19 protein-coding genes, 1 pseudogene and 1 other annotated feature are annotated in these 23,432 nt (G+C 62.0%); of the genes and pseudogenes, 6 read left to right on the plus strand and 14 right to left on the minus strand.

The features are described 5' to 3' along the window. Positions 1-15 precede the first annotated feature (15 nt). On the minus strand, positions 16-996 hold the full coding sequence (locus tag AC1Q80_RS10485; RefSeq protein WP_492360391.1) for an ABC transporter substrate-binding protein: 981 nt from the start codon (positions 994-996) through the stop codon (positions 16-18). Between the two features lie 116 nt (positions 997-1,112). After that, positions 1,113-2,042: a peptidoglycan-binding domain-containing protein gene (locus tag AC1Q80_RS10490; RefSeq protein WP_492360392.1), complete on the minus strand. Its 930-nt coding sequence runs from the start codon at positions 2,040-2,042 to the stop codon at positions 1,113-1,115. Between the two features lie 251 nt (positions 2,043-2,293). On the opposite strand from AC1Q80_RS10490, the gene AC1Q80_RS10495 reads away from it, so the two are divergent. Together AC1Q80_RS10495 and AC1Q80_RS10500 are read left to right on the plus strand one after the other, a co-directional pair. Then, positions 2,294-2,761 (plus strand): carboxymuconolactone decarboxylase family protein, encoded by a 468-nt coding sequence (locus AC1Q80_RS10495; RefSeq protein ID WP_492360393.1) that lies wholly within the window; start codon positions 2,294-2,296, stop codon positions 2,759-2,761. Further along, positions 2,761-3,618, plus strand: coding sequence for a sigma-70 family RNA polymerase sigma factor (locus tag AC1Q80_RS10500; RefSeq protein ID WP_492360394.1), 858 nt, complete (start codon positions 2,761-2,763; stop codon positions 3,616-3,618). The genes AC1Q80_RS10495 and AC1Q80_RS10500 overlap by 1 nt, the downstream gene beginning before the upstream one ends. Positions 3,619-3,692: 74 nt before the next feature. Here the strand turns inward: AC1Q80_RS10500 and AC1Q80_RS10505 are convergent, their stop codons facing one another. The 3 genes from AC1Q80_RS10505 to AC1Q80_RS10515 form a co-directional block, all read right to left on the minus strand. Continuing rightward, on the minus strand, positions 3,693-4,490 hold the full coding sequence (locus AC1Q80_RS10505; protein WP_492360395.1) for a DUF1194 domain-containing protein: 798 nt from the start codon (positions 4,488-4,490) through the stop codon (positions 3,693-3,695). Between the two features lie 252 nt (positions 4,491-4,742). Beyond that, positions 4,743-4,979: a hypothetical protein gene (locus AC1Q80_RS10510; protein WP_492360787.1), complete on the minus strand. Its 237-nt coding sequence runs from the start codon at positions 4,977-4,979 to the stop codon at positions 4,743-4,745. Between the two features lie 215 nt (positions 4,980-5,194). After that, positions 5,195-6,661, minus strand: a complete 1,467-nt coding sequence (locus AC1Q80_RS10515) for a SulP family inorganic anion transporter (protein ID WP_173420421.1) — start codon at positions 6,659-6,661, stop codon at positions 5,195-5,197. 70 nt (positions 6,662-6,731) lie between these two features. Then, positions 6,732-6,787: a sequence feature (sul1 is cis-regulatory element that is thought to sense ions involved in sulfur or methionine metabolism; They are found in Alphaproteobacteria), on the minus strand. A gap of 157 nt (positions 6,788-6,944) precedes the next feature. Here AC1Q80_RS10515 and AC1Q80_RS10520 point away from each other — a divergent pair. Then, a pseudogene (locus AC1Q80_RS10520) lies at positions 6,945-7,106 on the plus strand (RNA polymerase sigma factor SigJ); the annotation flags it as partial. A 333-nt stretch (positions 7,107-7,439) separates the two neighbouring features. Next, positions 7,440-8,831: a phenylacetate--CoA ligase family protein gene (locus AC1Q80_RS10525; protein ID WP_234941870.1), complete on the plus strand. Its 1,392-nt coding sequence runs from the start codon at positions 7,440-7,442 to the stop codon at positions 8,829-8,831. 41 nt (positions 8,832-8,872) lie between these two features. On the opposite strand, the gene AC1Q80_RS10530 is transcribed toward AC1Q80_RS10525, so the two are convergent. Both AC1Q80_RS10530 and AC1Q80_RS10535 read right to left on the minus strand, forming a co-directional pair. Next, positions 8,873-10,396 (minus strand): M81 family metallopeptidase, encoded by a 1,524-nt coding sequence (locus tag AC1Q80_RS10530; protein WP_492360396.1) that lies wholly within the window; start codon positions 10,394-10,396, stop codon positions 8,873-8,875. Positions 10,397-10,736: 340 nt separating this feature from the next. Next, the gene (locus AC1Q80_RS10535) at positions 10,737-11,531 is read right to left on the minus strand and encodes a transporter substrate-binding domain-containing protein (RefSeq protein ID WP_492360397.1); all 795 of its coding nucleotides are present in this window, start codon (positions 11,529-11,531) and stop codon (positions 10,737-10,739) included. Positions 11,532-11,778: 247 nt separating this feature from the next. Here AC1Q80_RS10535 and AC1Q80_RS10540 point away from each other — a divergent pair, with 247 nt between their 5' ends. Continuing rightward, complete coding sequence (locus AC1Q80_RS10540; RefSeq protein ID WP_209790846.1) at positions 11,779-12,699, plus strand: LysR substrate-binding domain-containing protein; 921 nt, start codon at positions 11,779-11,781, stop codon at positions 12,697-12,699. A 38-nt stretch (positions 12,700-12,737) separates the two neighbouring features. Here AC1Q80_RS10540 and AC1Q80_RS10545 read toward each other — a convergent pair whose 3' ends face one another. The 4 genes from AC1Q80_RS10545 to AC1Q80_RS10560 all read right to left on the minus strand — a co-directional run bounded on the left by AC1Q80_RS10545 (position 12,738) and on the right by AC1Q80_RS10560 (position 18,136). Then, a complete protein-coding gene (locus AC1Q80_RS10545; RefSeq protein WP_173420424.1) occupies positions 12,738-13,076 on the minus strand; it encodes a hypothetical protein in 339 nt (112 codons plus the stop codon). 272 nt (positions 13,077-13,348) lie between these two features. Then, positions 13,349-14,539 carry a TCR/Tet family MFS transporter gene (locus AC1Q80_RS10550; RefSeq protein WP_492360398.1) on the minus strand — a complete coding sequence of 397 codons (1,191 nt, stop codon included), beginning with the start codon at positions 14,537-14,539 and terminating at the stop codon, positions 13,349-13,351. Between the two features lie 589 nt (positions 14,540-15,128). Beyond that, a complete protein-coding gene (locus AC1Q80_RS10555) occupies positions 15,129-16,781 on the minus strand; it encodes an arylsulfatase (RefSeq protein ID WP_492360399.1) in 1,653 nt (550 codons plus the stop codon). Between the two features lie 542 nt (positions 16,782-17,323). Then, positions 17,324-18,136, minus strand: coding sequence for a sulfite exporter TauE/SafE family protein (locus tag AC1Q80_RS10560; RefSeq protein ID WP_492360400.1), 813 nt, complete (start codon positions 18,134-18,136; stop codon positions 17,324-17,326). A gap of 104 nt (positions 18,137-18,240) precedes the next feature. Between AC1Q80_RS10560 and AC1Q80_RS10565 the strand changes: the two genes are divergently transcribed. Beyond that, entirely contained in the window at positions 18,241-18,822 is a 582-nt protein-coding gene (locus AC1Q80_RS10565) for a cation efflux transmembrane domain-containing protein (RefSeq protein WP_209790842.1), read from the plus strand. Between the two features lie 354 nt (positions 18,823-19,176). Here AC1Q80_RS10565 and AC1Q80_RS10570 read toward each other — a convergent pair whose 3' ends face one another. The 3 genes from AC1Q80_RS10570 to AC1Q80_RS10580 all read right to left on the minus strand — a co-directional run bounded on the left by AC1Q80_RS10570 (position 19,177) and on the right by AC1Q80_RS10580 (position 23,276). After that, on the minus strand, positions 19,177-19,650 hold the full coding sequence (locus AC1Q80_RS10570) for a VOC family protein (protein WP_209790841.1): 474 nt from the start codon (positions 19,648-19,650) through the stop codon (positions 19,177-19,179). 149 nt (positions 19,651-19,799) lie between these two features. Beyond that, positions 19,800-21,122: a DUF1214 domain-containing protein gene (locus tag AC1Q80_RS10575; protein WP_492360401.1), complete on the minus strand. Its 1,323-nt coding sequence runs from the start codon at positions 21,120-21,122 to the stop codon at positions 19,800-19,802. 195 nt (positions 21,123-21,317) lie between these two features. Further along, on the minus strand, positions 21,318-23,276 hold the full coding sequence (locus AC1Q80_RS10580) for an elongation factor G (protein WP_173420431.1): 1,959 nt from the start codon (positions 23,274-23,276) through the stop codon (positions 21,318-21,320). Positions 23,277-23,432 lie beyond the last annotated feature (156 nt).

Here is a 23,432-nt window from a genome sequence, read left to right on the forward strand (position 1 = left end):
TCGACATTCAGGCGATCAGTTCGTGCCGAAGATGCCGGAGAAGGTCTTGAGATCGGCGTCGGAGTTCTTCACCGCCGAAGCCGCGTCGATCGGCAGCACCTTGATCGTCTCGCGCGCAGGATAACCCTCGGGCAGCGCCACGCCGTTGCGCGCCGGGATGTAGCCCATCTTCACCGCCGTCTTCTGCCCCTCTTCGGAAATCAGGAAGTCGACAAACTTCTTGGCGGCGTCAGGGTTCTTGGCGGTCTTCAGGATGCCGACCGGCTCGGTGACGGCGGACACGCCTTCCGCCGGGAAGACGAACTCGACCGGAGCGCCCTTGGCCTTCTCGCGGATCGCCATGAAATCGACGATCATGCCATAGGCCTTCTCGCCGGTGGCGACCGCCTTCAGCACGCCGCCATTGCCGCCGGCAGCCGTCGCGCCGTTTTCGGCGAGCGCCTTGTAATAGTCCCAGCCGAGGCCGTCGATGCCGGCGAGCGTCTGCGCGTGGATGAGTGCGGCACCCGAGGTCAGCGGGCTCGGCATCGTTACCAGGCCCTTGGCGTCGGCCTTGGCGAGATCCTGCCAGCCCGCGGGCTTGGTCGAGGCCGAGGTGTTGTAGATGATGCCGGTGGTGATCATCTTGGTGGAATAGTAGGCGCCGTCGGCATCATAGAGTGCAGCATCGTAGCTTGCCGCTTCCGGCGACTTGTAGGCGAGCAGCTGGCCCGCTTCCTTCAGGCGCTGCATCGTCACGGTGTCAGCGATGAGGAGCACGTCGGCAACCGGGTTGCCGGCTTCGATCTCGGCCATCAGCTTGGCCATCAGCTTCGTCGTGCCTTCGCGCACCCATTCCACCTCGACGCCGGGATTGGCCGCCTTGAAGGCGTCGACGGTTGCCTGCGCATCCTCGTTCGGCTGGCTGGTGTAGAGCACCAGGCTCTCGGCAAAGGCGGCGGTGGAAAGCAGCGAGGCGACAAGCGCACCGGCAACGACGGAGACAAACGATTTCATCGACATATCCTCGGTTCAAGATGGCGCCGAGGCTTAGTGCGGATGTTTTACAGCGGTGTGACAGGTCTCACTCATGAGCGTTCGTTCAAGACCCGACCTGTGGATGCAGGCGAAGTTCATCGGGGCGTCGAAGGAAGGATGCCGCGGTAGCGCACATGCACGTTCGCCAACATATACAGGAACTCGCTATCACTATACTGCGCATAGTCGTAAACCTTGTAGACGCGAGCGAAATTCTCTGCCGCAAGCTTGGACTCCGGACCGAATATGTTGTCGACTTTACCAAAGTAGAAACCGAGATCCTTGAGATATCGCTGGATCAGACGAACGTCGGCCCCTGCCGCGTGAGCTTTCAGCTTCTCGAACTCCTCCTTTACGAACATGGACAGACGATCGTCGCTCCTCTTCGTGCAAAGCAACGTACAGCCAAGGTTCCCCACCTCGATCGCTGTGCTTATCGCATTCAGGATGAGATCGTAGTTGACGTGCGCTCCGCTCAAGGGCGCGGTGGCCACATTGAAGGACAGCATCAGGGAGGCAACCATCGACTTCACGGAAAAAGGGCTATTCAGGGAATAGCTCAGCACTTCGAAGACGCAACCGTCACCTTTGTAATCCGACGACAGATCAAGAACGCTGGCGAGATAGTCGCTATCGACCCCGCTGATCCGGTTGTTTTCGTCGTACCGAAGGCGCCCCTTCGCATCGTCGCTGCCATCCCCGGCGACCAGCACCTGGGTCGCTTCCAGAGAAAGCTCTCTGAGAGCAACCCCAATACGGCGCATGAGGATTGTGGCCATGACCGCCTCTGCCGCAGTCTTTTCCATTCCATGCGCGGGAACCAGGGCAGTCGCTTCGCCGATATACGCTTCAAGCGTGCCGAACGTAGCGTTGAACTCACCCTCTAGCCGACCGTACCAAAGTGGCGACCGCGCTGTCAGAGCAAAGCTCTGGCTTTCCAGTTTCCGCCAGAGCGCCCCGAAGTCATTGATTGTGAGCTCGAACACGTAGGGAATGTCCAAAGCAACATTAAATTCATCCGCCATTGGTTGCCTCCCGACGAACCCGGCACCGCCACCTGAAATAGAGTGCTCCCCAAGGTTACACTCACACATTGGCTGAGGGCGGCATAGCTATCCAAACGGGTTACGAGGCCCGCGTCGGCAGCAACGGGCCATGCGTCCGTGCCCGCATCTGAACCCGCCAGCGCGCCTCCCTCAAAAAAAATCGGCCCCGATGTCACACCGGCTGATCCTGTCTCGTCATGGTATCGGAACCAACGAAAGGAAACGGAACCATGACTGCCAAGATCGACCTTTTCGCCGCTGCCCCGCAACTGATGAAGAGCTGGACCAACGTGTCGATGGCCATCGCCGCCAGCCTCGAGCCCGATCTCATCGAGCTCGTCAAGATCCGCGCATCGCAGATCAATGCCTGCGCCAACTGCATCAATATGCACACGCAGGAAGCCCGCGCCAAAGGCGAGACCGAACAGCGCATCTACCTGCTTTCGGCCTGGCGCGAAGCCCCTTGCTATTCCGAACGCGAGCGTGCAGCACTTGGCTGGACCGAGGCGCTCACGCGCCTGTCGGAAGGTCATACCCATGAAAGCGCCCGTCAGGCGCTCGCCGAACAGTTCACCGAGGAGGACCAGGTGAAGCTCACGCTCATGATCAACGTCATCAACGGCTGGAACCGTCTGGCCGTCGGCTTCGGCCTGTGGATCGAGCCGGCAGCGGCAAAGTCTGCGCAGGCGGCCGCCTGATGGCGGGCAATGCCCATGAGGACGCAGCGGCGGGTTTTGACCCGCTGCGTCCGAAACTCATCCGTGTCGCCTATCGCATGCTCGGCTCGGTCGCCGACGCAGAGGACATGGTGCAGGAGGCCTTCATCCGCTGGATGGGGGCCGACCGCTCAGCTGTGCGCGAACCCGAAGCGTTCCTGCGCCGCACCGTCACCCGGCTCTGCCTCGACCAATTGAAGTCGGCGCGGCTTAAGCGCGAGACCTATGTCGGCCCCTGGCTTCCCGACCCCGTCGTCGAGGAGGAGCCGGAGGAAGACGTCACCCTGCCGCTGATGCTCGCCCTGGAGCGCCTGTCGCCGCTCGAGCGCGCCGCCTTTCTGCTGCACGACGTCTTCGGGCTCGGGTTCGAGGAAGTCGCCGCCACCATCGATCGCGATCCCGCCGCCTGCCGTCAGCTCGCCGCCCGCGCCCGCACCCATGTGCGCGAAGGCCGGCCCCGCTTCCAGGTCGAACAGTCGCGCGGCATCGAACTGGCGGAGGCCTTCTTCACCGCCTCGCGCAGCGGCAACCTGAAGGCGCTCGGCGCCATGCTCGCCTCCGATGTCAGCATCCACGCCGACGGCGGTGGCAAACGCTCGGCCGCCATGCACCCGATCCTCGGCTTCGATGCGGTCATCAAGGTGCACGAGCAATTGGCCGCCCTCTTCCGCAAGCACGGCTCCGATCTCGTGCGCGCCGGCTTCATCAACGGCCTGCCCGGCTTCGTCACCCGCGAGGCCGACGGCGAGCTGCAGTCGACAGCACTCGAGATCGAGGACGGCAAGGTGGTGGCGATCTACATCGTGCGCAACCCGGACAAGCTTGGACATCTGCATTAGCAGATGTCCGCCAGCGGCATGAAGCCGTTGCCCTGATGCGCTCACACGCTCGGACGCCAATTGCTGCGCCGGGCTTATTGCCCGATGCGGCGCTCCTGCATCTCTTCGCCGACGAAACAATTGTAGCCGGCTTTGGCGTCGACGCGTCGCACAAACGGCTCGGATCGCTGAAGCCGGGCAACGTTCGGCCCCCGTATCTCGACGATCAGCTTGCTGAGGATCGCCTCCCGAAAATCGCTCGTATCCGAGACTTTCAGGAGAAAGGCGCCGTCTCCACCGATCACGCAATGCTCGTAATAGGCGTCGAGATCCGGGATCGATTCCAGGTCCCCGCGTGGCAACAGGATCGGCAGTCCGTCGATGACGATGCCCTGGGCGACAGTCGAGTTGCGGGCGACGGGCGCCGGTACGCCGGAATTGTTCGCCCCGTCCCCCGAAATGTCGATCACGCGGCGCACACCGCGAAATGGGCTCAAGCGGAAGAGGTGTCGGGAAAACGCAAGCGCGTTGGAAATCGAGGTGAAGGATATCCGCCGTGTCGGTTGCCGTTGCAAAGTCTCGGAAAACTGGCGGGCGGTGTCGACGCCGTCGATCAGCGTCCAGGGCAAGACCTGCACGGCTGAGCCACCCCACTCGACATAGGTCACCGCGATCCTGCCGATCGGCCCGCTCCGGATGGCAGCGACCAGTTCCGGCTGAAGAAAGGCATCCACATAGCCTTGGCGCTGCAGCTGCTGCTCGTCGATCTCCATCGAATAGGAGACGTCGACGGCAAGGACCAGCTCGAGATCGACGTCAAACGAGGACCGCTCGGCGGACGTGCTGCCCGCCAGGAGACCGACGCAGACAAGAAGGGCGCAGTGCAGTTTCATCGCGGTCGCGAGCCCGTTGCGCGATGATATTACGCCCGTTCGGCGCGCTCGCAATGCGGGGGCGGCGCGCGCTCCATATCGTCGAAGGCGTAAACCACATGGAGCTTCACGACGGTGAGAAATACGTCGACCACGGCGGCACGGACCGCGCACCTCAGCTCGCGTCCGAAGGCCCAAGCCTGGTGTCACCCCTCATTGAGGGTGATCAGGCCGGCCGTCAGACTGCGGCCTGTTCGGCGTCACAGGAAGGCTTCAGGAAGCCGAGAATTTGACCGTTACGCCGCGCTGCCGAAAATACGCCTGCATGAGCTTCCGGCCGGAACGGTTGTTCTGCACGAGCCTGGCCGGGTCGAATACGGCCTCTTTCAAACCCGCCCGCGTCAACGCGGCCTTGAGCGTCGCGATATGCATGTCGATATCGGCATTGTCCGCCTGGAGCGATTCATAAATCCGGTTTGTTGCATCTGCTACGGTCGGTTCGCTCACGATTACACTCCTGTCATTGCCTGGCTGGCGCTTACCACATTTTTCGGCTTGACCCTATTGTGCTGAAAAACGCCCACGTCAATGGGTGGCGGCAAATTGGAGGATTGCGCCCGCCTTCGAAAAGGCAAGCACCGGAAGCATACCAGCGGGAACCGGCCCCTTGCGGTCGAAACGCATTGCAGCTTCGCACCGGAAGGGTCTTTTGTTCGGGGCGGAAATCAGATTTCCTTGAGTTTCGCTGGGCTGTCGAGGCTTCCGATCAAAGTTGCGCTTGCATCATTCAACCCCAAGACAGTGGTTGCGATATCGTGGGCTCGAAAACGATCTACGACCTTGTCGAGCGCCGCCACTGCCGTGATATCCCAGAAATGGGCCTGCGAAACATCGATAACCACGCTCGTACCCTTGGCTTCCTCGATATCGAATGCGTCGATGAAGACATCGGCCGAGGCGAAGAACACTTGCCCTGATACGCGATACTTCACCTGCCCGCGACTGGCATCGGTCTCTGTTTCCACCTTCATCAGGCGGGCAACCTTGAAGGTGAAGAACACGCCGCTCAAGAGAACGCCGATGGTGACGCCGAGAGCAAGGTTGGCGCTGAACACCGTGACAACAACGGTCACCACCATGACGGCGCTGGACATCTTCGGGTGAACGACCAGCGTCTTCAACGACGACCAATCGAACGTATCGATAGACACCATTACCATGATTGCAACGAGGGCAGCGACAGGAACCTGGGAGACCCATGGCTTCAACAGAACCATAAGGACGAGCAGGAATGCGCCGGCGAATAGCGTGGAAAGTCTTCCCCGTCCGCCATATTTCACGTTGCTGACAGTCTGGCCGATCATGCCGCAGCCAGCGATCCCTCCGAACAGGCTCGCGGCCGTGTTGGCGATGCCAAGGCCCGCACATTCCCTGTTCTTCGAACTTGGCGTGCCCGTGAGATCGTCAACAACACTTGCCGTCATCATCGATTCCAAGAGGCCAACCATGGCTATGGCAAGTGCCGGGCCGGCGATGATCGTCAGCGTCTCCAGCGTCATCGGCACGGCGGGCCAGCCAAAGACCGGCAGGGAATCGGGCAATTTTCCGAGATCCGCAATTGTCATGACCGGCAGCTGCAAGGCGATCGATGCGACTGTCAGGACAACAATGCAAATCAACGGGGATGGGATGGCGGTCGTGATCCTCGGTACGAGGTAGATGACTGCGAGGCCCGCCGCCAGCATGCCGTAGGCAAGCCAGTCTCCCCCGACAATATGCGGCAGTTGGGCTGCGAAGATGAGGATTGCCAATGCATTGACGAAGCCCGTCCGCACGGATCTCGAAACGAAGCGCATCAGGACCCCGAGACGGAGAAGCCCGAAAACGATCTGGATCACCCCGGCAAGCAGTCCGGCGGCGAAGAGATAAGCAAGTCCGTGAGCATGAACCAGGGGTGCCGCGACAAGGGCGACCGAGCCCGCAGCGGCAGATATCATTGCCGGACGGCCACCTGTGAAGGCGATGACGATGCCGATTATGAAAGAAGCAAACAGGCCGACCTGCGGATCGACGCCTGCAACGAAGGAAAACGCGATAACCTCTGGAATCAGCGCGAACGTCGCGACGGCCCCAGCGAGCATTTCGCGCATGGGATTGGCGGACCAATCCCGGCGGATCGAAGAAAATTGCATCTGAAGAGTTCTCGCAAAGCATGGCGAACGCGCTCTGCTGAGCGGTCGTTTGAATGGCATGCAGGTTTTGCGTGGTCTGGCGGATCGGCGGCCAGAAGAGCCACCCGGAATTTCACCGGGTCCGTGGTGAGTAAATTCGTAATATCGCAAACTTTCCGCATTGCAATATGAAATTGCAATGGCGGCGATCGGCGCGAAACGGCCGTTCACACGATGAACGGCGGCTTCTCCATTGCGTATGGGTCGAGGCAGGAACTGTCCGGCTACCGCCAATCGGCGATCAGGCGAGGACCTGGTGCGCGCCGGCTTCATCAACGGCCTGCCCGGTTTCGTCACCCGCGAGGCCGACGGCGAGCTGCAATCGACCACACTCGAGATCGAGGACGGCAAGGTGGTGGCGATCTATATCGTGCGCAACCCGGACAAGCTGGTGCATCTGCACTGACGCCGATTGCGCCCAAGTGCGGCTCAGCGGACTGCGGCCGGTGCCGGCGGCGACCCGTTTTACGATGAGCGAGAGCCGGGTCAGCGTCACCGCATGGAACGCACGTCGTTGCCAGTGCTGTGGCGTATGGCGCTGGGCCGATCTGGCGGCTCGACATTGGTGAAATCGGCGATGGCGGAGCAACCATCGACCCGCCTGTTCCCGACTTTTTGGCAATCTGGTATGGTTGCGTGCCATGAGCTTGAGCGTAGGCCATTCGCCATCGAAACGACGAGATGGGTGACGACGGGCCAGGGTAACAGCAGGCACGAGGGCACTTTCGGGGCCACTTCAATGTCGCCATCGCCATCCATCGCAACGCTCGACACCAGAGCGCTCAGGCAGCATTCCGAAGCGCTTTTCAGCCGCTGCCAATGGTCACGGGAGCAATTGCTGTCCTTCCAGGCGACGCAACTGCAATCCATGTTGCAGCACGCCATCCATTCCTCGCCCTATTATCGCGACACCATCGGTGCCCTCGTGGCGCGGGAGGCGGCGCTCGCCGCCTTTCCGGTATTGAACAAGCACGCGCTCATGGAAAACTTCGACCGGATCGTCACCGACACGAGGCTCGACCGACATCAGGTCGAGCGGCACCTCGACGGCGACGATCCGGGAAGCCTGCTGCTTGGTGAGTTCAGCGTGGCCGCCACCGGCGGAACGACGGGCGAGCGCGGGATCACCGCGTTCGACGGCGCTGCCTGGCTGGCTGCGATCGCCACCATGGTGCGCTTTCAGAGAATTATCGGCATCGAGGAAACCACGCGGAGCATGGCGGTCTTTGCGTCGTCCCCTGTCCACATCTCCCATAGGATCGGCGCCGAGTTGCGGGCGATCCGGCCCAAGGCACCCGGGCTGAACGTGCTGATGCCGACCGAGACGATCGTCGAAACGCTCAATGCCTATCAGCCCGAAGTCATTTCGACCTATCCCTCATTCGTACGCGTGCTGGCCGCTGAGCAGGAGGCCGGACGGTTGCGGATCAGGCCAAGGCTATTTCGCACCAGCGCCGAAACGCTGACGCAGGATGTGCGCGCTATCGCAGCCGAGACCTGGCAGGCGACCGTCGCCAACAGCTATGTCTGCACCGAGGCCGGGCCGATGGGTCACGAATGCCTGCGCGCCGATGGCCTGCATCTCGCCGAAGATGCCTTCGTCTTCGAAGTGGTCGATACCGACAATCGCCCCGTCGCTAACGGCACCCAGGGCGCAAAACTGCTTGTGACGACGCTGACCAACCGCACGCTGCCATTGGTGCGCTACGAGATCTCCGACATGGTCACCATGGCAAGCGAACCCTGTCCATGCGGCCTGCCCTTCTGGCGCATCGCCTCGATCGCCGGACGCCGGGAGGAAATGCTTCGTTTCGCCAAACGCGGCGGCGGCACGATCGATGTCCACGCGCACCGCCTGCGCTCGCCGCTGACGGGCACGGCCGGCGTGCGGCAATTCCAGTTCGTGCCGCTGCCCGACGGGCTGGAAATCAGGATCTCGGTGTTTCCAGGGATCGTCGCCGATGCCGTGAGCAGGAAGATCGAGGACGCGATCCGCGCGACGCTCGACGCGGTCGACGCCCAACCTTCAATCCTTGCCGTCAAGGTGGTCGACGCCATCGATCGCTCGGGCGCCGGGGCAAAGGTAAGGCTGGTGGCAACAGCGGCCGCGCGCTCCCCGGATAAGAGATAACACCCGGGGCTGCGTCGTCTGCAGCCCCGGCCACCGTCGCGTCACGCAATCGCACTGGCGGCGACCGCCACGTCGTTGTCCAGCGGATAGACCGGCCGGCGGACGCGTCGGTACGTGCGTGCGCCGATATTTGCGGTGCTCAAGCCATCGGCGTCGACTTCGATGATCTCTGATGCGATCGGGCCGAAGGCGGCGCGGAAATGCTGCTGCGACTTGACGACGACGACGTCGTAGGTCGCGGGCTCGATGCCGACGGCGCGAAAGAGGTTCTGGTCGAGCAACTGCTGGCGCTCGCTCGAAATCAGGATGTCAATGCCGGAGACATGGAAGCGCACGCTTGGGCCGAGAGACGCCGGCAGGCCCTTAAACATCGGCCCTTCGAAGATGATCCGCCCGTCGGAGATCGCCTGCACCGTGCCCTTGACCCGGATCGGCCCGCCGCCGACGGAAGGGTCGATCTTGCAGCCGAGCGTCACCTCGCGCTCGGCCCCGAGCCCTGCTTCGATCAGCTCGGCAACGACCGCCGGGTCGCACATCGCCCCGAAGGCGGCATTGGTGACACCCGCCTGCAAGAGGCCCGAGAGCAGGCAGGTGGAATCGCTATAGGCGCCGCAGCCGGGATTGTCGGAGAAATCGGCGATCACCAGCGGCCCGGGCTTGCGCTTGACTGCCAAATGTTTCGCGATGGCGCCCGGCAGTGCCGTCAGCGGCAATTGTTCATCCTGGTGTTCGCGCCGCTGCCAGATCTCGTCGCAGAGCCGCTCTGCATGCGCGATCGCATCGGCGTCAGCCACCTTCGCCTTGTCGTAGCAGATGACGGCCGAAGGGCCGGTGTTGTGGATGTCGGCGTCGTAGAAGCCGGCATTGATGGAGGTCGCGAGAATACCGTCCTCGCGCGCGATCGCATCGGCGATGTCAAGCAGCTCGGTCATGGCGCAGGCATGGGTGGTGCGGCCATCGTTGCAGCCGTTGATCATCGGCGGCTGGCGAATGGCAATGGCGGGCGCGATCTCGCGGCGCATCGCCGCTTCCAGCAGGGCCCCGGCTTTCGTCGCGCATTCCGCCATGTCCACATGCGGATAGGTGCGGAACGAGACGGCAATGTCGAGAAGGTCAGCCATCTCAGGCGCCGAATTGGCGTGCAGGTCGAAGGTGGCGGCGATTGGCAGGTCGGACCCGACAATTCCCCTCACCACCTGAAGCAGCTGGATCTGCGCGTCGTCTGATGTCTCCGTGCACATGGCGCCGTGAAAGACGATGAAAACGCCGTCGAGCTTTTCGCCCTCAAGTGCTGCCGTCACGTCTGCGACGAAGCGCAGGCGCGTCGCCTCATCGATCCGGCCACCGGGCTCGGCCCGGGCCGCCACCGTATAGACCGGCTCCCAGCCAAAACGGTCGCAACAGTCGATGAAGCCGCCGATTTCCGAATTGGTGCCGCGGCAATTGTCCTCGATCGCCGCACCCTTGAAATAGTGGCACATCTCGAAATCCTTGAAGCCGGTCTTCAGCTTCGAGAACGTGTTGGTTTCCTGGTTGAACTCGAGAACGGCGACCTTGAAGCTCATGGCATGCACTTTCATTCGGGGAATGGGAGAAGATCGAAGAGACGGGCGCCGGGGAAGCGCGAACACCCCGGCGCCGCGCCCGTCGCATGTTGCGCCCTGCGTGAAACGCAGCACGCGACATGCGAATTCCTTGGGAGAGGCTTGCCGCTCACAGTTTCCTTGTGAGGCTGCAGCTCATCCATCACCCAGGAGAGACCATTGAAGTGCCGACAGCGGCTATAGTTGCGAGCGGTTGCCGCGATGTCCCTTCTCCCCGCACGCGGGGAAAAGGTGGCCGGCAGGCCGGATGAGGGGCTTTAGTAAACCAGGCCACGAAGCTCGCCTGCCCGCCCCTCGCTATCTATCGGAAATATTCGCTCGTGCTTTTCGGCCGCGCCATGATGTCGAAGTCGAAATACTGCTTGCGGATCTTGTCGTAGGTGCCGTTGGCCATGATCGCCTCGAGCCCGCCGTTGAGCTTGCCGAGCAGCTCTTCGTTGCCCTTGCGCACCGCCATGGCGTTGCCCTGCGCCGTATCGAGGATGAAGCTGTCGCCGACGAAATCGCAGCAGCCGCTATCGTCCTTGGCCAGCCAGTCCGTCAGCGCCATCTGGCCCTCGAGGATCAGGTCGAGCCGGCCATTGGCCATATCGAGGAACACTTCGCTGAGTGTCGGGTAGAGCTTGACCTCGCTGTCGGGGAAGAACTCCTGCAGCGCCTCGACGGCCACCGAACCGGACTGCGTGCCGATCACCTTGCCCTTCAGCGCTTCCGGCGAAACGTCTGTTAGCCCCAGGTCCTTGCGAGCAATGAAGCGCATGGCGTTGAAGTAATAGGGCTTGGTGAAGTCCACTTCCTTCTTGCGGTCCTCGTTGATCGCCATCGAGGCGATCATCACGTCGAATTTCTTGGCTTGAAGTGCGGGAATGATGCCGGACCACTCGTTGGTGCTCCACACGCATTCAACCTTGATCTCGGCGCAGACCGCCTGGCCGATGTCATAGTCGAAACCTTTGATCTCGCCACCAGCCGTCACATAGTTGAATGGCGCATAATCGCCTTCCGTGCCGATCGAAAGCTTGTCCGCCGCAAGGCTCGTGCCGGCCATGGCGCAGGCGAAGAAAAATGCTGTCGCACGCATGAACTTCTTTTGCATGTCGTTCCCTTTGTCATCAGTCTCGGCGCCTTCGGGTTATCGCCCGCAAAGCCGCGCATCGGGCCGGACCCAATGTCGATTTCGCCTGCCAATCCCTGAATTTACTGCCGATCGTTGTTGCGTTTTCGCTTTATTATTCGTCGACAATGGGCGACGTTCCCGCGCTTCGCAATGCCAAAGAAATAATCCCAGACATCTAAAAAATTCATATATGGTCGAGCGGATCGACCGCCTTCCGGAGAACCCCATGCGCGATCTGCCAAGCCTCAAATCCCTGCGCGCCTTCGAGGCGGCCGCCCGCAATGGCAGCCTGACGGCGGCGGCAAACGAGCTCTGCATCGGCCAGGGCGCCATCAGCCACCAGATCCGCATCCTCGAAGACAATCTTGGCCTCAGCGTCTTCATCCGCAAGCAGCACGGCGTCGAGCTGACGCCCGAAGGCGCCCTGCTCTTTGCATCCTGCAACCGCGCCTTCGACGATCTCGAAGGCGTCGTCCAGCATATCCGCCCGCGCAACACCCAGAAGATCCTGCGCGTCAAGGTCGGCCCGTTCTTCTCGATGAAGCTGATCGCGCCGCGCATTTCCGCGTTCCTCAGCGAAAATCCCGGCCTGCAGATCCATCTCTCCCATCTCGAAACCAACACGCCGGCGACCGGCACCGCCGACGTGATCATCGACTATTGCCTGCACCCGCCGCCCGCCCGGTTTTCGCAGCGGCTCCTGCGCGAGCGCCTTGTGCCGGTCTGCGGCAGCGCCATTTGGCAGGCGCAGGCCGACAAGCACGACCTTCTTTCCGGCAACCGCCTGCACTATCGCGGCCTGCAGGAATGGCAGAGCTGGATCGCCTCCTCCGGCCTGAGGCTCCCGCCCAGCCGCCAGGACCTGATCTTCGACGACCAGCACATCATTCTGGAAGCGGTGAAGGAAGGACAGGGCGTCGCGCTGATCGACCGCACCATGGTGGAATACGAACTGAGATCCGGTCAGGTCCGCCTGGTGCACGACCACTTTTACGAACCCAATGAGACCTACCAGTTCGTCTGCCAGGAAGAGCTGTTCCGCACCAAGCCGGTGACGAAGAGCTTTCTCGGCTGGCTCCTGCAGGAAATCGACGACCGCCAGCGGCGCTATGCCGAGATTGCCGCGGCCGCCGGCTCTTCCCGTTAAGCCGCTCACGTGCTCAAGAACGGCACAATCCCATGCCTTCAGAGGCTGCAACCCGGATGCTTGTAGAGGTCCGCCTGGGAGAGATCGGGTGGGCATTGCGTCTTGGTGCCGCCGCTCTGGCCGCACGCCGCAGCCTTGATCTGGGAAATCGCGGAGTATTTGCCCTGGGAAACGTGCACTCGCACGCAAACCTTGGTGCCGGCGTTCCACCACGTATTGTTGCCGCCGACGTCCTCATAGCCGCGTGCCTGCATTTCGCTTTCAGCTCCCGGTGCACGCGCGCCCACGAGATCAGCAACGTCGGACGGGGATTTGGCGAAAGCACCTGTTGCGAATGTCAGCGATATCGCCGCGAAAATCAGGGTTTTGCTAGACATGCGATCTGTCCTCCACAGTTGCGCCTACGGGCTCTTGAACTTGCGCCTGCAGCGCTCAAACCAGCTTGAAGCAATCGTCCGACAAAAGCCGGAACGGGCGATGGCTATCCGCCGCCCATGCGACGGCGGCAAGCCGTTTGGCCGTTGCGGCGTGACGCGGTTGAACCAGACGTCGAAGCCGCCGAGGTAAATTACCTAGCACTCATGTGACGATCGGGAAGTACGTAACTGTTAATTGTAACGATAACGGTCCGCGATCAGGAGAGCCCCCGCTAGCCCACCGCCGCAGGCTTGCGCCCCAACCGCAAGCCGAAAATCAACGGCACGGCGATCGCATAGACGACGACGACCGACAGCCAGATCGCACCCGGCCATTGCTCCCTGACGGCGAAGTAGAAGCTTGAAAACGCCAGCGGGCTGACGATCGAGGCAAGGCTCACCACCGACGCCAGCACGCCCTGGAACTGGCCTTGTTGGCTGTCATCGACCTCTCCGGTCGCCAGCGCCTGCAGCGCCGGCACGCCGATGCCGCCGAGCGCGAAGACCGGCATGATCGCGAAGATCATCCAGCTCTCCGTCGCAAGCGCCATGACGATAAGTGCTGCGCCGACGCTGGCGACACCGGTCAAAATGGCCCCGCGCTCGCCGAGCAGTTTTACCGCCGGGCCGGGTAGAAAGGCCTGGGCAAGGGTCTGGCAGACGCCGAAGGTGCCGAGCGACAGCCCGACCCAAAGCCCGTTCCACTGGAAGGTATCGCCGCCCCAGAGCGCCCAGCAGGTGCCGTAGGCCTCGCCGGTGGCGCTGAAGATGAAGAATATGACAATGATTGGCAGCAGGCGCTTCACCGAGAAAACCCAGCGCAGGGGCGCGAGCGGGTTCAGCGCCGAAAGATCGAGTTTCTCCCGGCTGGGCGTGCGCGATTCCGGCAGGATGAACAATGCCAGCAGCAGGTTGCAGCCGTTGAGGGCCGCCGCCGCGATGAAGGGCAGCCGTAGCCAATGATCACCAAGAGCGCCGCCAAGAACGGGGCCGATGATGAAGCCAATGCCGAACATGGCGTTGAACAACCCGAAGCGGCGGGCACGCTTCTCCTCAGGCGAAATGTCGGTGATGTAGGCCATCGCCACGGAGATGTTGGCGCTCGTCAGTCCGGCAATGGCGCGGCCGATGAACAGCACGAGGAGATTGGGCGCAAAGGCCAGCAACAGGTAGTTGATGGCAGCGCCGCCAAGCGAAATCAGAAGCACCGGCCGGCGGCCGAGGCGATCGCTGAGCGCACCGAGCACCGGCGCAAAGACGAACTGCATGGCCGCGTAGAGCGCGGTCATTATTCCGATAAAGGGCGCGACGTTGTCGGTGTGGGTCACCTCCTTCAAGAGCGAAGGCAGGATCGGGAAGATGAGGCCGATGCCGACGGCATCGAGCACGATGGCAATGAAAATGACGATAAGGGGTCTGGTCATGGCACGCTCCGGCGGACGCGAGCATGCGAACGCCTCAAGCGCCGATAGCTCGCGATCAGGGCTATGCACAATTCCCCGCATCGGATCGTTTCCGGCGGGAATTGCGCAGCGAGTTTAAAGGCTTGCAGCGAATAGTGCGCCATAGGTGAAGCGCGACGCTACAAGGTGTGTCAGTTATTGATTTTGGGAGCCGCTGGCCGATCCCTGCCCAAGAGCGCAGGGATGACATGTGCTTGACCGCCTGGACGCCAATTCGTCCACCTGTTTACTCCGCCACTGAGCGGATCAAGGGAAGCGGTCGCTTTTCGCGACGACCGACAATTACGCCGATCGGCCACGCGCGACAAGTCGCTTTTTTCGAGGGATCGATCACGATTGCCCGGCTGCATTCAGCACGCCGTGACGCGTCGGAAATGCGCGTGCCGCAATCAGCTGTGCCGCCAGACTTTGACGGCAGAGATCAGCAAAATCACAGCGAGGGCCGGCTGCAGGACGCCGTTCGCCACGATGCGACGCGGTTGAGGAACATAGACGCTTCAACCGCGCCGCGCCGTATCCGCTGCTTCCGACTGCGGATGTCGATGCGGGCTTACTGCCCATGCTGCTTGCGCATCGCCTCGGCGATCTGTGCTTTGACGCCGTCTATTCCGAAACTTGCACCCTTCTGCATCGGCGGAAATTCGATCGCCGACTTTGCCAGCTCCTCAACTCTTTGCTGGACGAGGACAAAGCGCCAGAACTCGAACTTGTACCATTCAAAATACTCTTGCGAACCGACGTTGCCCTTGAAGAAGGCCGTCCGCTCGAACGGATCAAGGCGCAGGTTCACAACGGTCGGCACATCCAGCTTGATGGTGTTGCCGATCCAACCATCAGGCTGTTCCATGAAGGTGTATTTGTAGTCATCGATACGGGCCGCGCCGAGCACGCTTTCGGCGAAATACCAGATCTCGTGACGGTTCGACGGGCCGGTTCCAGCGAGCAGGCTGGTCTGATCATAGCCATCAAGGTGAACCTTGTAGGTCTGGCCACTGAGTTCCTTGCCCGCTCTCAGTTCGACGGCAATGTTGGTACTCCCGGCAGCGGCCACAAGTGTGGGGAACCAGTCGAGGCCGGACATCAGCCCGTTGCATATCGAACCCGGAGGAACATGCCCTGGCCACCGGATCATTGCCGGAGCGCGGAAGCCGCCTTCGTAGGTGGTGCCTTTTCCGCCGAAGAACGGTGTCTGTCCGCCATCGGGCCAGGTAAAGTTTTCCGTGCCGTTGTCGGTGGTGAATATGACGATGGTGTTGTCATCGTCGCCCATGTCCTTGAGCTTTTGCATGGTGTCGCCGACAATGTCGTCCAACTGGGCCATTCCTGCTTCATGGATGGTCCAGCCATTCTCCGAGTTGCGCATCTTCTCGTACTTTTCCGACAGATGCGTAACGATGTGCATCCGTGTCGGGTTTAGCCAAAGGAAGAACGGCTTGCCGTCGGCCTTTGCCTTGTCGATGAACTTGAAGGACAGGTCCCGAATTTCGTCATCGACCGTCTCCATGCGCTTCGGGTAGAGCGTGCCGGCATCCTCGATCTTCTGTTTGCCGATCTTGCCCCATCGCGGCATTTCCGTCGGGTCGTCCACTTCGGTGGCCCAGGAGTGGACCATGTTGCGCGGACCGACAACGTTCAGCAATTCCTGCGGATAACCAGGATGCGCAGGGTCTTCCATCGCATCCAGGTGGTAGAGGTAGCCGAAGAATTCATCGAACCCATGAACGGTCGGCAGGAACTCGTTGAGATCGCCGAGATGGTTCTTGCCGAACTGTCCTGTGGCATAGCCCATCGACTTCAGCACCGTTGCGATAGTGGGCGCAGCAGCAGGCAGACCGATGGGCGAGCCTGCCTGTCCGACCGTGGTCATGCCGGTTCGAACCGGAAGTTGCCCGGTAATGAAATTGGCCCGTCCCGCCGTGCAACTCGCCTCGGCGTAGTAATCTGTAAAGAGCATCCCCTCTGCGGCAAGCTTGTCGAGATGGGGAGTGCGGCCCGCCATCATGCCGCGATTGTAGGCACCGATATTCCAGATGCCGACATCGTCCGCCATGATGACCACTATGTTTGGTTTCTTGCCGGCTGTTTGCGCCATCGCGCTGCGGCTCATGGTAACGCTCGCAGTGGTGCCAATTGCCGACATCGCCAGCAGCGACCCGCCGGTTAACAGTATATCTCTTCGCGTTGGAGTTGCATCGCTTGCCATGCTCATTCCTCCGTTTGGTCAGGCAAAAACAGAGCAACGCGCGGTGCGGCGGGATTGTAATGGGGAGGCCGTGGCTTCGGATTGCTCTGTCGTGAGAGCCGCGCGAAATCGCGTTCCTTGCCGATCCTGGCAAGGCCTGTCGGCTCGCCTGATCCAACACTATGCTACCACAAATGAGCCGATTGCAAGTCACGGTAGGTAACGGGCCCGATTAAAGCGACGCGGGCCAAGAAATGCAACTCAGGATGGAGTCTCTTGGGTACCCAAAGATGCCTTGATGATACAGTAGCCGCAAGGTCGAAAGCGACCCTTGTCGCATTTGCTGTCTACTATGCTCTGGCGCGAAGCGACCAACGATGGCTCATTCAGTTCCGGCAAGCCCGCCGGGGCGGCGTCGGCTCCAAACACAAGCCGAAAACCAACGGCACGCAGATCGTATCGATAACGACGACCAAGAGAAACCGACATTGATGCATCAGGCACCAGGATGACAACGAAGGTGCCAAGTGTTGCATTTTGTGATGCAAATGAGAGTGCTTCAATCAGCTGTGCCGCCAGACCTTTGCGGCAGAGATCAGCAAAATCACAGCGAGGGCCGGCAGCAGGACGCCGTTAGGTACGACACCTAAAAGCAATCCACCGATGAAGGTGCCGACGATCGAGCCGGCCGCCATCATGAGGAGGAAGCGCGTGTTGCGTCTCAGAACGGAGAAGCTTTGGTCTCGACTGTATCGGGTAAAGCCGACCAGCATCGTCGGCAGGCTCACGGCCAGTGAAAGGCTGCCCGCCAGTTTTATGTCCGCGCCGAACAGAAGCACGAGGGTCGGTATCAGCAGTTCGCCACCGGCGACACCCAAGAGCGAGGCGACGATGCCGATGACGAAGCCTGCCACGACGCCGGCAACAAGCTGCGCCGATCCAGTCAGGAGTGGCTGCCCCGCTGTCGCATGATGGCCCGCAACCAGAATGACCGCGATCACGACGAGCAAGGCCGCGATGACCTTATAGAGGGTTTCGGACCGGAGACGCGTCGCCCACCCTGCCCCGAACCATGCGCCCAACAGGCTGCCAGCGAGCAGATTGACCACAATGGACCAGTTTTCCGCAATCGCTCCAAACGGAACGGTGGCGGCCCGGAACGGCAGGGCTGTCGCAACGACGACCAGGCTCATCGCCTTGTTGAGGATGACGGCTTCCAGCGCGGCGAAGTTGAACAGGCCAATGAGCAGCGGCAAGCGGAACTCTGCCCCGCCAAGGCCGATGAGGCCGCCGAGTGCGCCGATCACTGCGCCGCCGCCGAATGCTGCCGGCGCGCTGCGCGCAGGAGTGGTGGACGTGTTTGCAGAGGTTTCCATGAGCGATAGGAATATATCCAAATGTAACGCTTCGGATAATCAACAGATGCTGACAGGTGTGCCACAGTATCGACGGTCTATCTCGTCAGCGAAGGAACCTTTTTGTGGATAGCAAGCTGCGCCGCGTCGTTCTCATCGTCGCCCTGTTGAACCTGGCCTATTTCGGGGTTGAATTCCTCGTAGCGCTTGCGATCGGCTCCGTGTCTCTCCTCGCCGACAGCGTCGATTTCCTGGAAGATGCGTCCGTCAACATCCTGATTTTCTTTGCGCTTGCCTGGACAGTGCGCAGCCGAGCCCGGGTCGGCATGGCGATGGCATTCATTCTGCTTGTCCCCGCGCTTGCCTTCTTGTGGACGGCCTGGGCGAAGTTCATGGACCCGATCCCGCCCGAACCCTTTGCCTTGTCGCTGACGGGCTTCGGCGCGCTTCTGGTCAACCTGTTCTGCGCCTACCTTCTCGTCCAGTACCGTCATACGAGCGGCAGCCTGACGCGGGCAGCGTTCCTGTCTGCCCGCAACGATGCCTTCGCCAACATCGCGATCATCGGCGCGGGCCTGGCGACGGCTTACCTGTGGCATTCGGCCTGGCCGGATCTGATCGTGGGGCTGGGGATCGCGCTGATGAACATGGATGCAGCGCGGGAAGTCTGGGAAGCCGCGCGCGAGGAACACGACGCCGTGGCATAGTTCGTGCCGGCTGGCGCCACAACCGCGCGCCAAACGCGGCCGCAGCCGACAAACGCCGGCTGAAACGGGTGACCCAAGCACTAAAGCATTTCCAGGAAAAGCGCGGAGCGGTTTTCCGTCAGGAAATGCGTAAAAACAGAGACATAGAGCGTTTCTGTGTTTCCGTCTAAATCGGAAACGCTCTAGGGGCGCCCGCCAGTGCGGCGTCCCCGACCTCGCCCTCTGTCCAAAAAAACGGCGCCCCACCTGACGGCGGTCGCGGACGGTTTGCTTCGCTGTCCGGAGCCACCCGCCCTGCACCACCCGCCCCATTTCGCACCAGGGCCGGCCGAACACGCGCGACGGCCGGAGGCCTCAGCCGCGCCTTGCCGCTTCGATCGCGGCAACGTCGATCTTCCTCATGGTCATCATCGCGTCGAAAGCACGCTTTGCCTCAGCGCCGCCAACCGCAAGCGCCTCGGTCAGCACCCGCGGCGTGATCTGCCAGGAAATGCCCCACTTGTCCTTGCACCAGCCGCAATCGCTTTCCTTGCCACCGTTGCCGACAATGGCGTTCCAGTAGCGGTCGGTTTCCGCCTGATCGTCGGTGGCGATCTGGAAGGAGAACGCCTCGCTATGCGTGAACGCGGTGCCGCCGTTGAGCCCGATGCAGGCAACGCCTGCAACCGTGAACTCGACGACCAGGACGTCACCCTGCTTGCCGGACGGATAGTCACCAGGCGCGCGAATGACGGCCCCCACAGCGCTATCCGGAAAGGTCTTGGCGTAGAAGCGGGCTGCCTCCTCGGCGTCCTTGTCGTACCATACGCAAATCGTGTTCTTGGCCATGCCTGTCTTCCTCTCGCTGTTCGTTTCCCACTTGGCGGTTGAGATAAGGCGCTGCCCATCATTCTCCAGTCCGGGCCAGCCATTTGGGTAAAAGCCAAGCGGGCACAGAACCGGCAGGCCACACCTGCCCCTTGATCGCTTGCGAGAATTCAGTTCAGTTTGACGAGCGCCGGCGGCCAGTACGTGCCGTTCGCAACGCCGTCGAGCGGGCCATAAAAGCGGAACGTCAGGCGGAATTTTTGCCCCTTGGGGATCGGGAGCCAGTTTCCATCCGGCGCGTCGGCGGGCTTGTCGGTTGCGAAATAGAGCGTCAGCGAACCGTCCGAACCAAACTCCGGATGCGTCTGCTCATTGAGCAGGAAGCGGTTCAGAGGGTTCGGCAGAACGCGGAAATGGACATTGTCGACGGCGATGACCGACCAGAAATACTTGGCAAAGCGCGACGGCAATGCGTCCTTCGGGAAGGTCATCTTGTAGGCGTGATCGCCGGTCAGGTCGCCACCGCTCTCGTCCTTGCCGCCACGATAGTAGAGAACCTCCGGCTTGATGTTCGCCCAGATGCCGCCATTGTTGACCAGCGTTCGTGCCATGTAGTCCAGGCCATATTCTCCAACCACGCCCGGGCGCGCCCATCCGTTGCGGATGACGCCATGGCCGATCGTCTGGCCTGCCTTGCCGATCTGCGCGAAGGCCTGTTGCTTGATGATGCCGTCCACGCGGCTGCGTTCTTGCGCATTGTCCTTGATCGCCGACGCGATCGCGCGCGCATCGGCCTGCCGTTTCTCAAGCCCGACGCTTAAATCCGGTTCGCCATCCAGCGCCGCGGCAGCGGCCTCGAATGCCTCCACGCCCGGGAGTTTGTCGAGATCGAAGATCGGCGTCTTCGGGATATCCGGCAGCTTTGGCGCGCCGGTCGCGCGCAGCTTGAAATCATGCTGTAGCGCCACGGCCCGCTCCGGATCGTTGCCAAGCGCCACGCGGGCCAGAACCCGGGCATGCGGCACCGGCAGATCGATGCGCATCATGTTACCGGGCAATTCGACCTTCGCGCCCTGCAGGCATACGGCAAAATCCCCCGAGGCTCTGCCGGGAAACAGGCGCTCGTTGATGTTGGCGAGCGTCTCGCCCCAGCCGTTCAGGAACTGGACCGTGTAATAGCGGTCGTTGATTTCGGGGACTGTGACGATGGTGCAGCTATTCTCGTCCACCGCAACCCAGGCCTCGGAATAGGCGACATCCAGGTTGGGATTGGGCCAGTCGACCGCGCCGGGCTTCCGGTGGATCAGTTCGTTCCACTTGAAGCCCTCCTGGAAGTCGAGCTGCTGCTGCCGCGTGATGAGCAGGCGGCCAAGAAGATAGATATAGGCTTCGCTGACTTCCTCGTCGGTTGCCTGCTGAGCCAGCGCCGGAGAGCCGACCGACACGAGGCCGCACATGAGCAACAGGCTGACGGTGGACTGCAATCGGTTCATGGTCGCTCCTCCCTGTTTTCGCAGCGACGATGCGCTTTGCCGTGTCCCAGGGAAAGTACGTTACGGTTACATCGCCGCCGAATGGTTTCGGCTCACCAGCGCCCCTGCCACACGCGCGACCAAACAGCTTTCCCGCTCAAAGTTAGGGGAAGATCGCTTCGCAGCCCGCGCCCGGCGAATGCCTTTCGCCTGCGCTCATCCCGCCTGCGCCGTCCCATGGGCATGGATCACCGCGTCTGCCTCCTTGCCGTAGAGCTCCTCGAAGTGGTCGAAGCTCTTGGAGAAATAGCCGATCCCTTGCGTTGCCGAGCGCAGCGCCCGCGCCAGCTCGTCGAGCACCGCCCCCGGCACCAGCGCGCGAAAGACATCCCAGCCTTTGGCGGCTTCGTCGCGGTCGAAACCCAGCACCTGCCCCTTGTAGGTGGAAACGATCGGCACCAGGCTGCCGGAATAGATCGACGGAATGTGGATCTCGACACGCACCACCGGCTGCATCAGCACAGCGGAGGCTTGCGACAATGCCTGGCGCACCCCCATCTTGGCGGCGGCGCGGAAGGCGAATTCGGAGCTGTCGACGGCGTGATGTTGTCCATCTGTCAGCGTCACGCCGACATCGATCACCTGGAAGCCGAGCGGCCCCTTCTCCATCGCCTCGCGCGCACCCGCCTCGATCGCGGGAATGAAGTTGCGCGGCACAGCGCCCCCTTTCACCGTTTCGTTGAAGCTGAAGCCGCCGCCGCGCTCGTTGGGGTGCACGCTGAGCTTCACGTCGGCAAACTGCCCGGCGCCCCCCGTCTGCTTGCGGTGGCGGTAATGCACATCGGAGGGTTTCAGCACCGTTTCGCGATAGGTCGGGCTCGGCGGCCGGTCGGTGACCCCCACATGGAAGACATCGGCCAGCGTCTTGCAGAGATCGCGCAAGTGCACCGGCCCCTGCACGCAGATCAGCTGCGCGCCCGTACCCTCCTCCTGCATCACCTTCAGGCTGCGATCGGTCTCGGCAAGCTTGGCCAGCGTGCCGGAAAGCTTGGTCTCGTCGCGCTCGCTGTCTGGCACCAGGATGCGCTCCAGCATCGGCGTCGGCGGCACCGTCCAGTCCGGGGCTTCGTACGCGGCCGTGGCGGTCAGAAGGGCCGGCACCGGCAAATGGTCGGATTTGACGGCGGCAAAGATCGTACCGGGCTCCGGCGTCCCTGTCGCAAGCGGCTTGCCGGTTGCCGGGTCCTGCACCGAGCCGACACCGCCACCGCCGAGCGGCGCCCCCTGCTTGATGCCACCGGAAAGTGCCCGCACCAGCACGGTCTTGCCGACATTCTGACGGTGGTAGGCGTGGAAGCTGACGGCGGCGAGGCCCGTCTCAGGGATCTTGCTTGCTGCGCCCAGCCGTTTTCGCAGCATGTCGACCGGCGGCGCCTCATGTCTCAGCGCCTTCATCAGCCGCAGGATGCCGTTGCTGTGGCTAGCAGCCCCGACAAGGACAGGAATGATCCGGTTCTCCCTGAGCAGCCGCGAGGAAATGGCATAGATCGTGTCGCTGGCCGGCTCGCGATCCTCGATCAGCTCTTCGAGCAGCCAGTCGTCGAACTCCGAGAGGTGTTCGAGCAGCTCGGCGCGCGCTTCCTTCTCGCGCTCCAGCGTCGTGTCCGGGATCTCGATCAGCGCCGAGGTCTGGCCCTCGCGATAGCGCCAGGCGCGTTCGGAGATCAGGTCGCAGCTGCCGACGATCCTGTCACCCTCGCGGATCGGCACCTGGCGCAGGATAAGCATGTGGCTGGAATAGTCCTGCAACGCCGCGATGACGTCGCGCAGCCGCCCGCGCGGCTCATCCATGCGGTTGACGAAGATGATGCAGGGCGTGCCCGATGCCTCGATCACCTTGAGATAGGGTGCCGCCAGCACCGCCTCCTCCGGCGCCGGCGAGACGCAGAGCACGCAGGCGTCGCTAGCCAGAAGCGCGTGCTGCGCATGGGCGAGCGCTTCGGTGGCGCCGGGCGCGTCGAGCGCACACCACGCCTCCTTGCCGATCTCGAATTCGGTGACGTTCAATCCGTAAGGTGACATGACCTTTCTGGAGCTTTCCCCCAGCGCAGCCAGTTTTTCCACCAGCGTGGATTTACCTGTCTGCGAAGGTCCAACTACCGTGAAGCAGCGCATCGGCGATCCTCCCCTATCGAGATCGCGAGAGCGCCGTGCGTTGCAACGCCCCGCCTCCTCTTAATTCTAGGGCAGCTTTCTGACTTTCAAAGGCGTTGCGCAAAAACGTGGGGCCGCAGCAGCGCGCAATACCGCGGACCATACGGGCGTCACCGC

The sequence above is a fragment of the Ensifer sp. GW823-FHT05D09 genome (assembly GCF_058795755.1).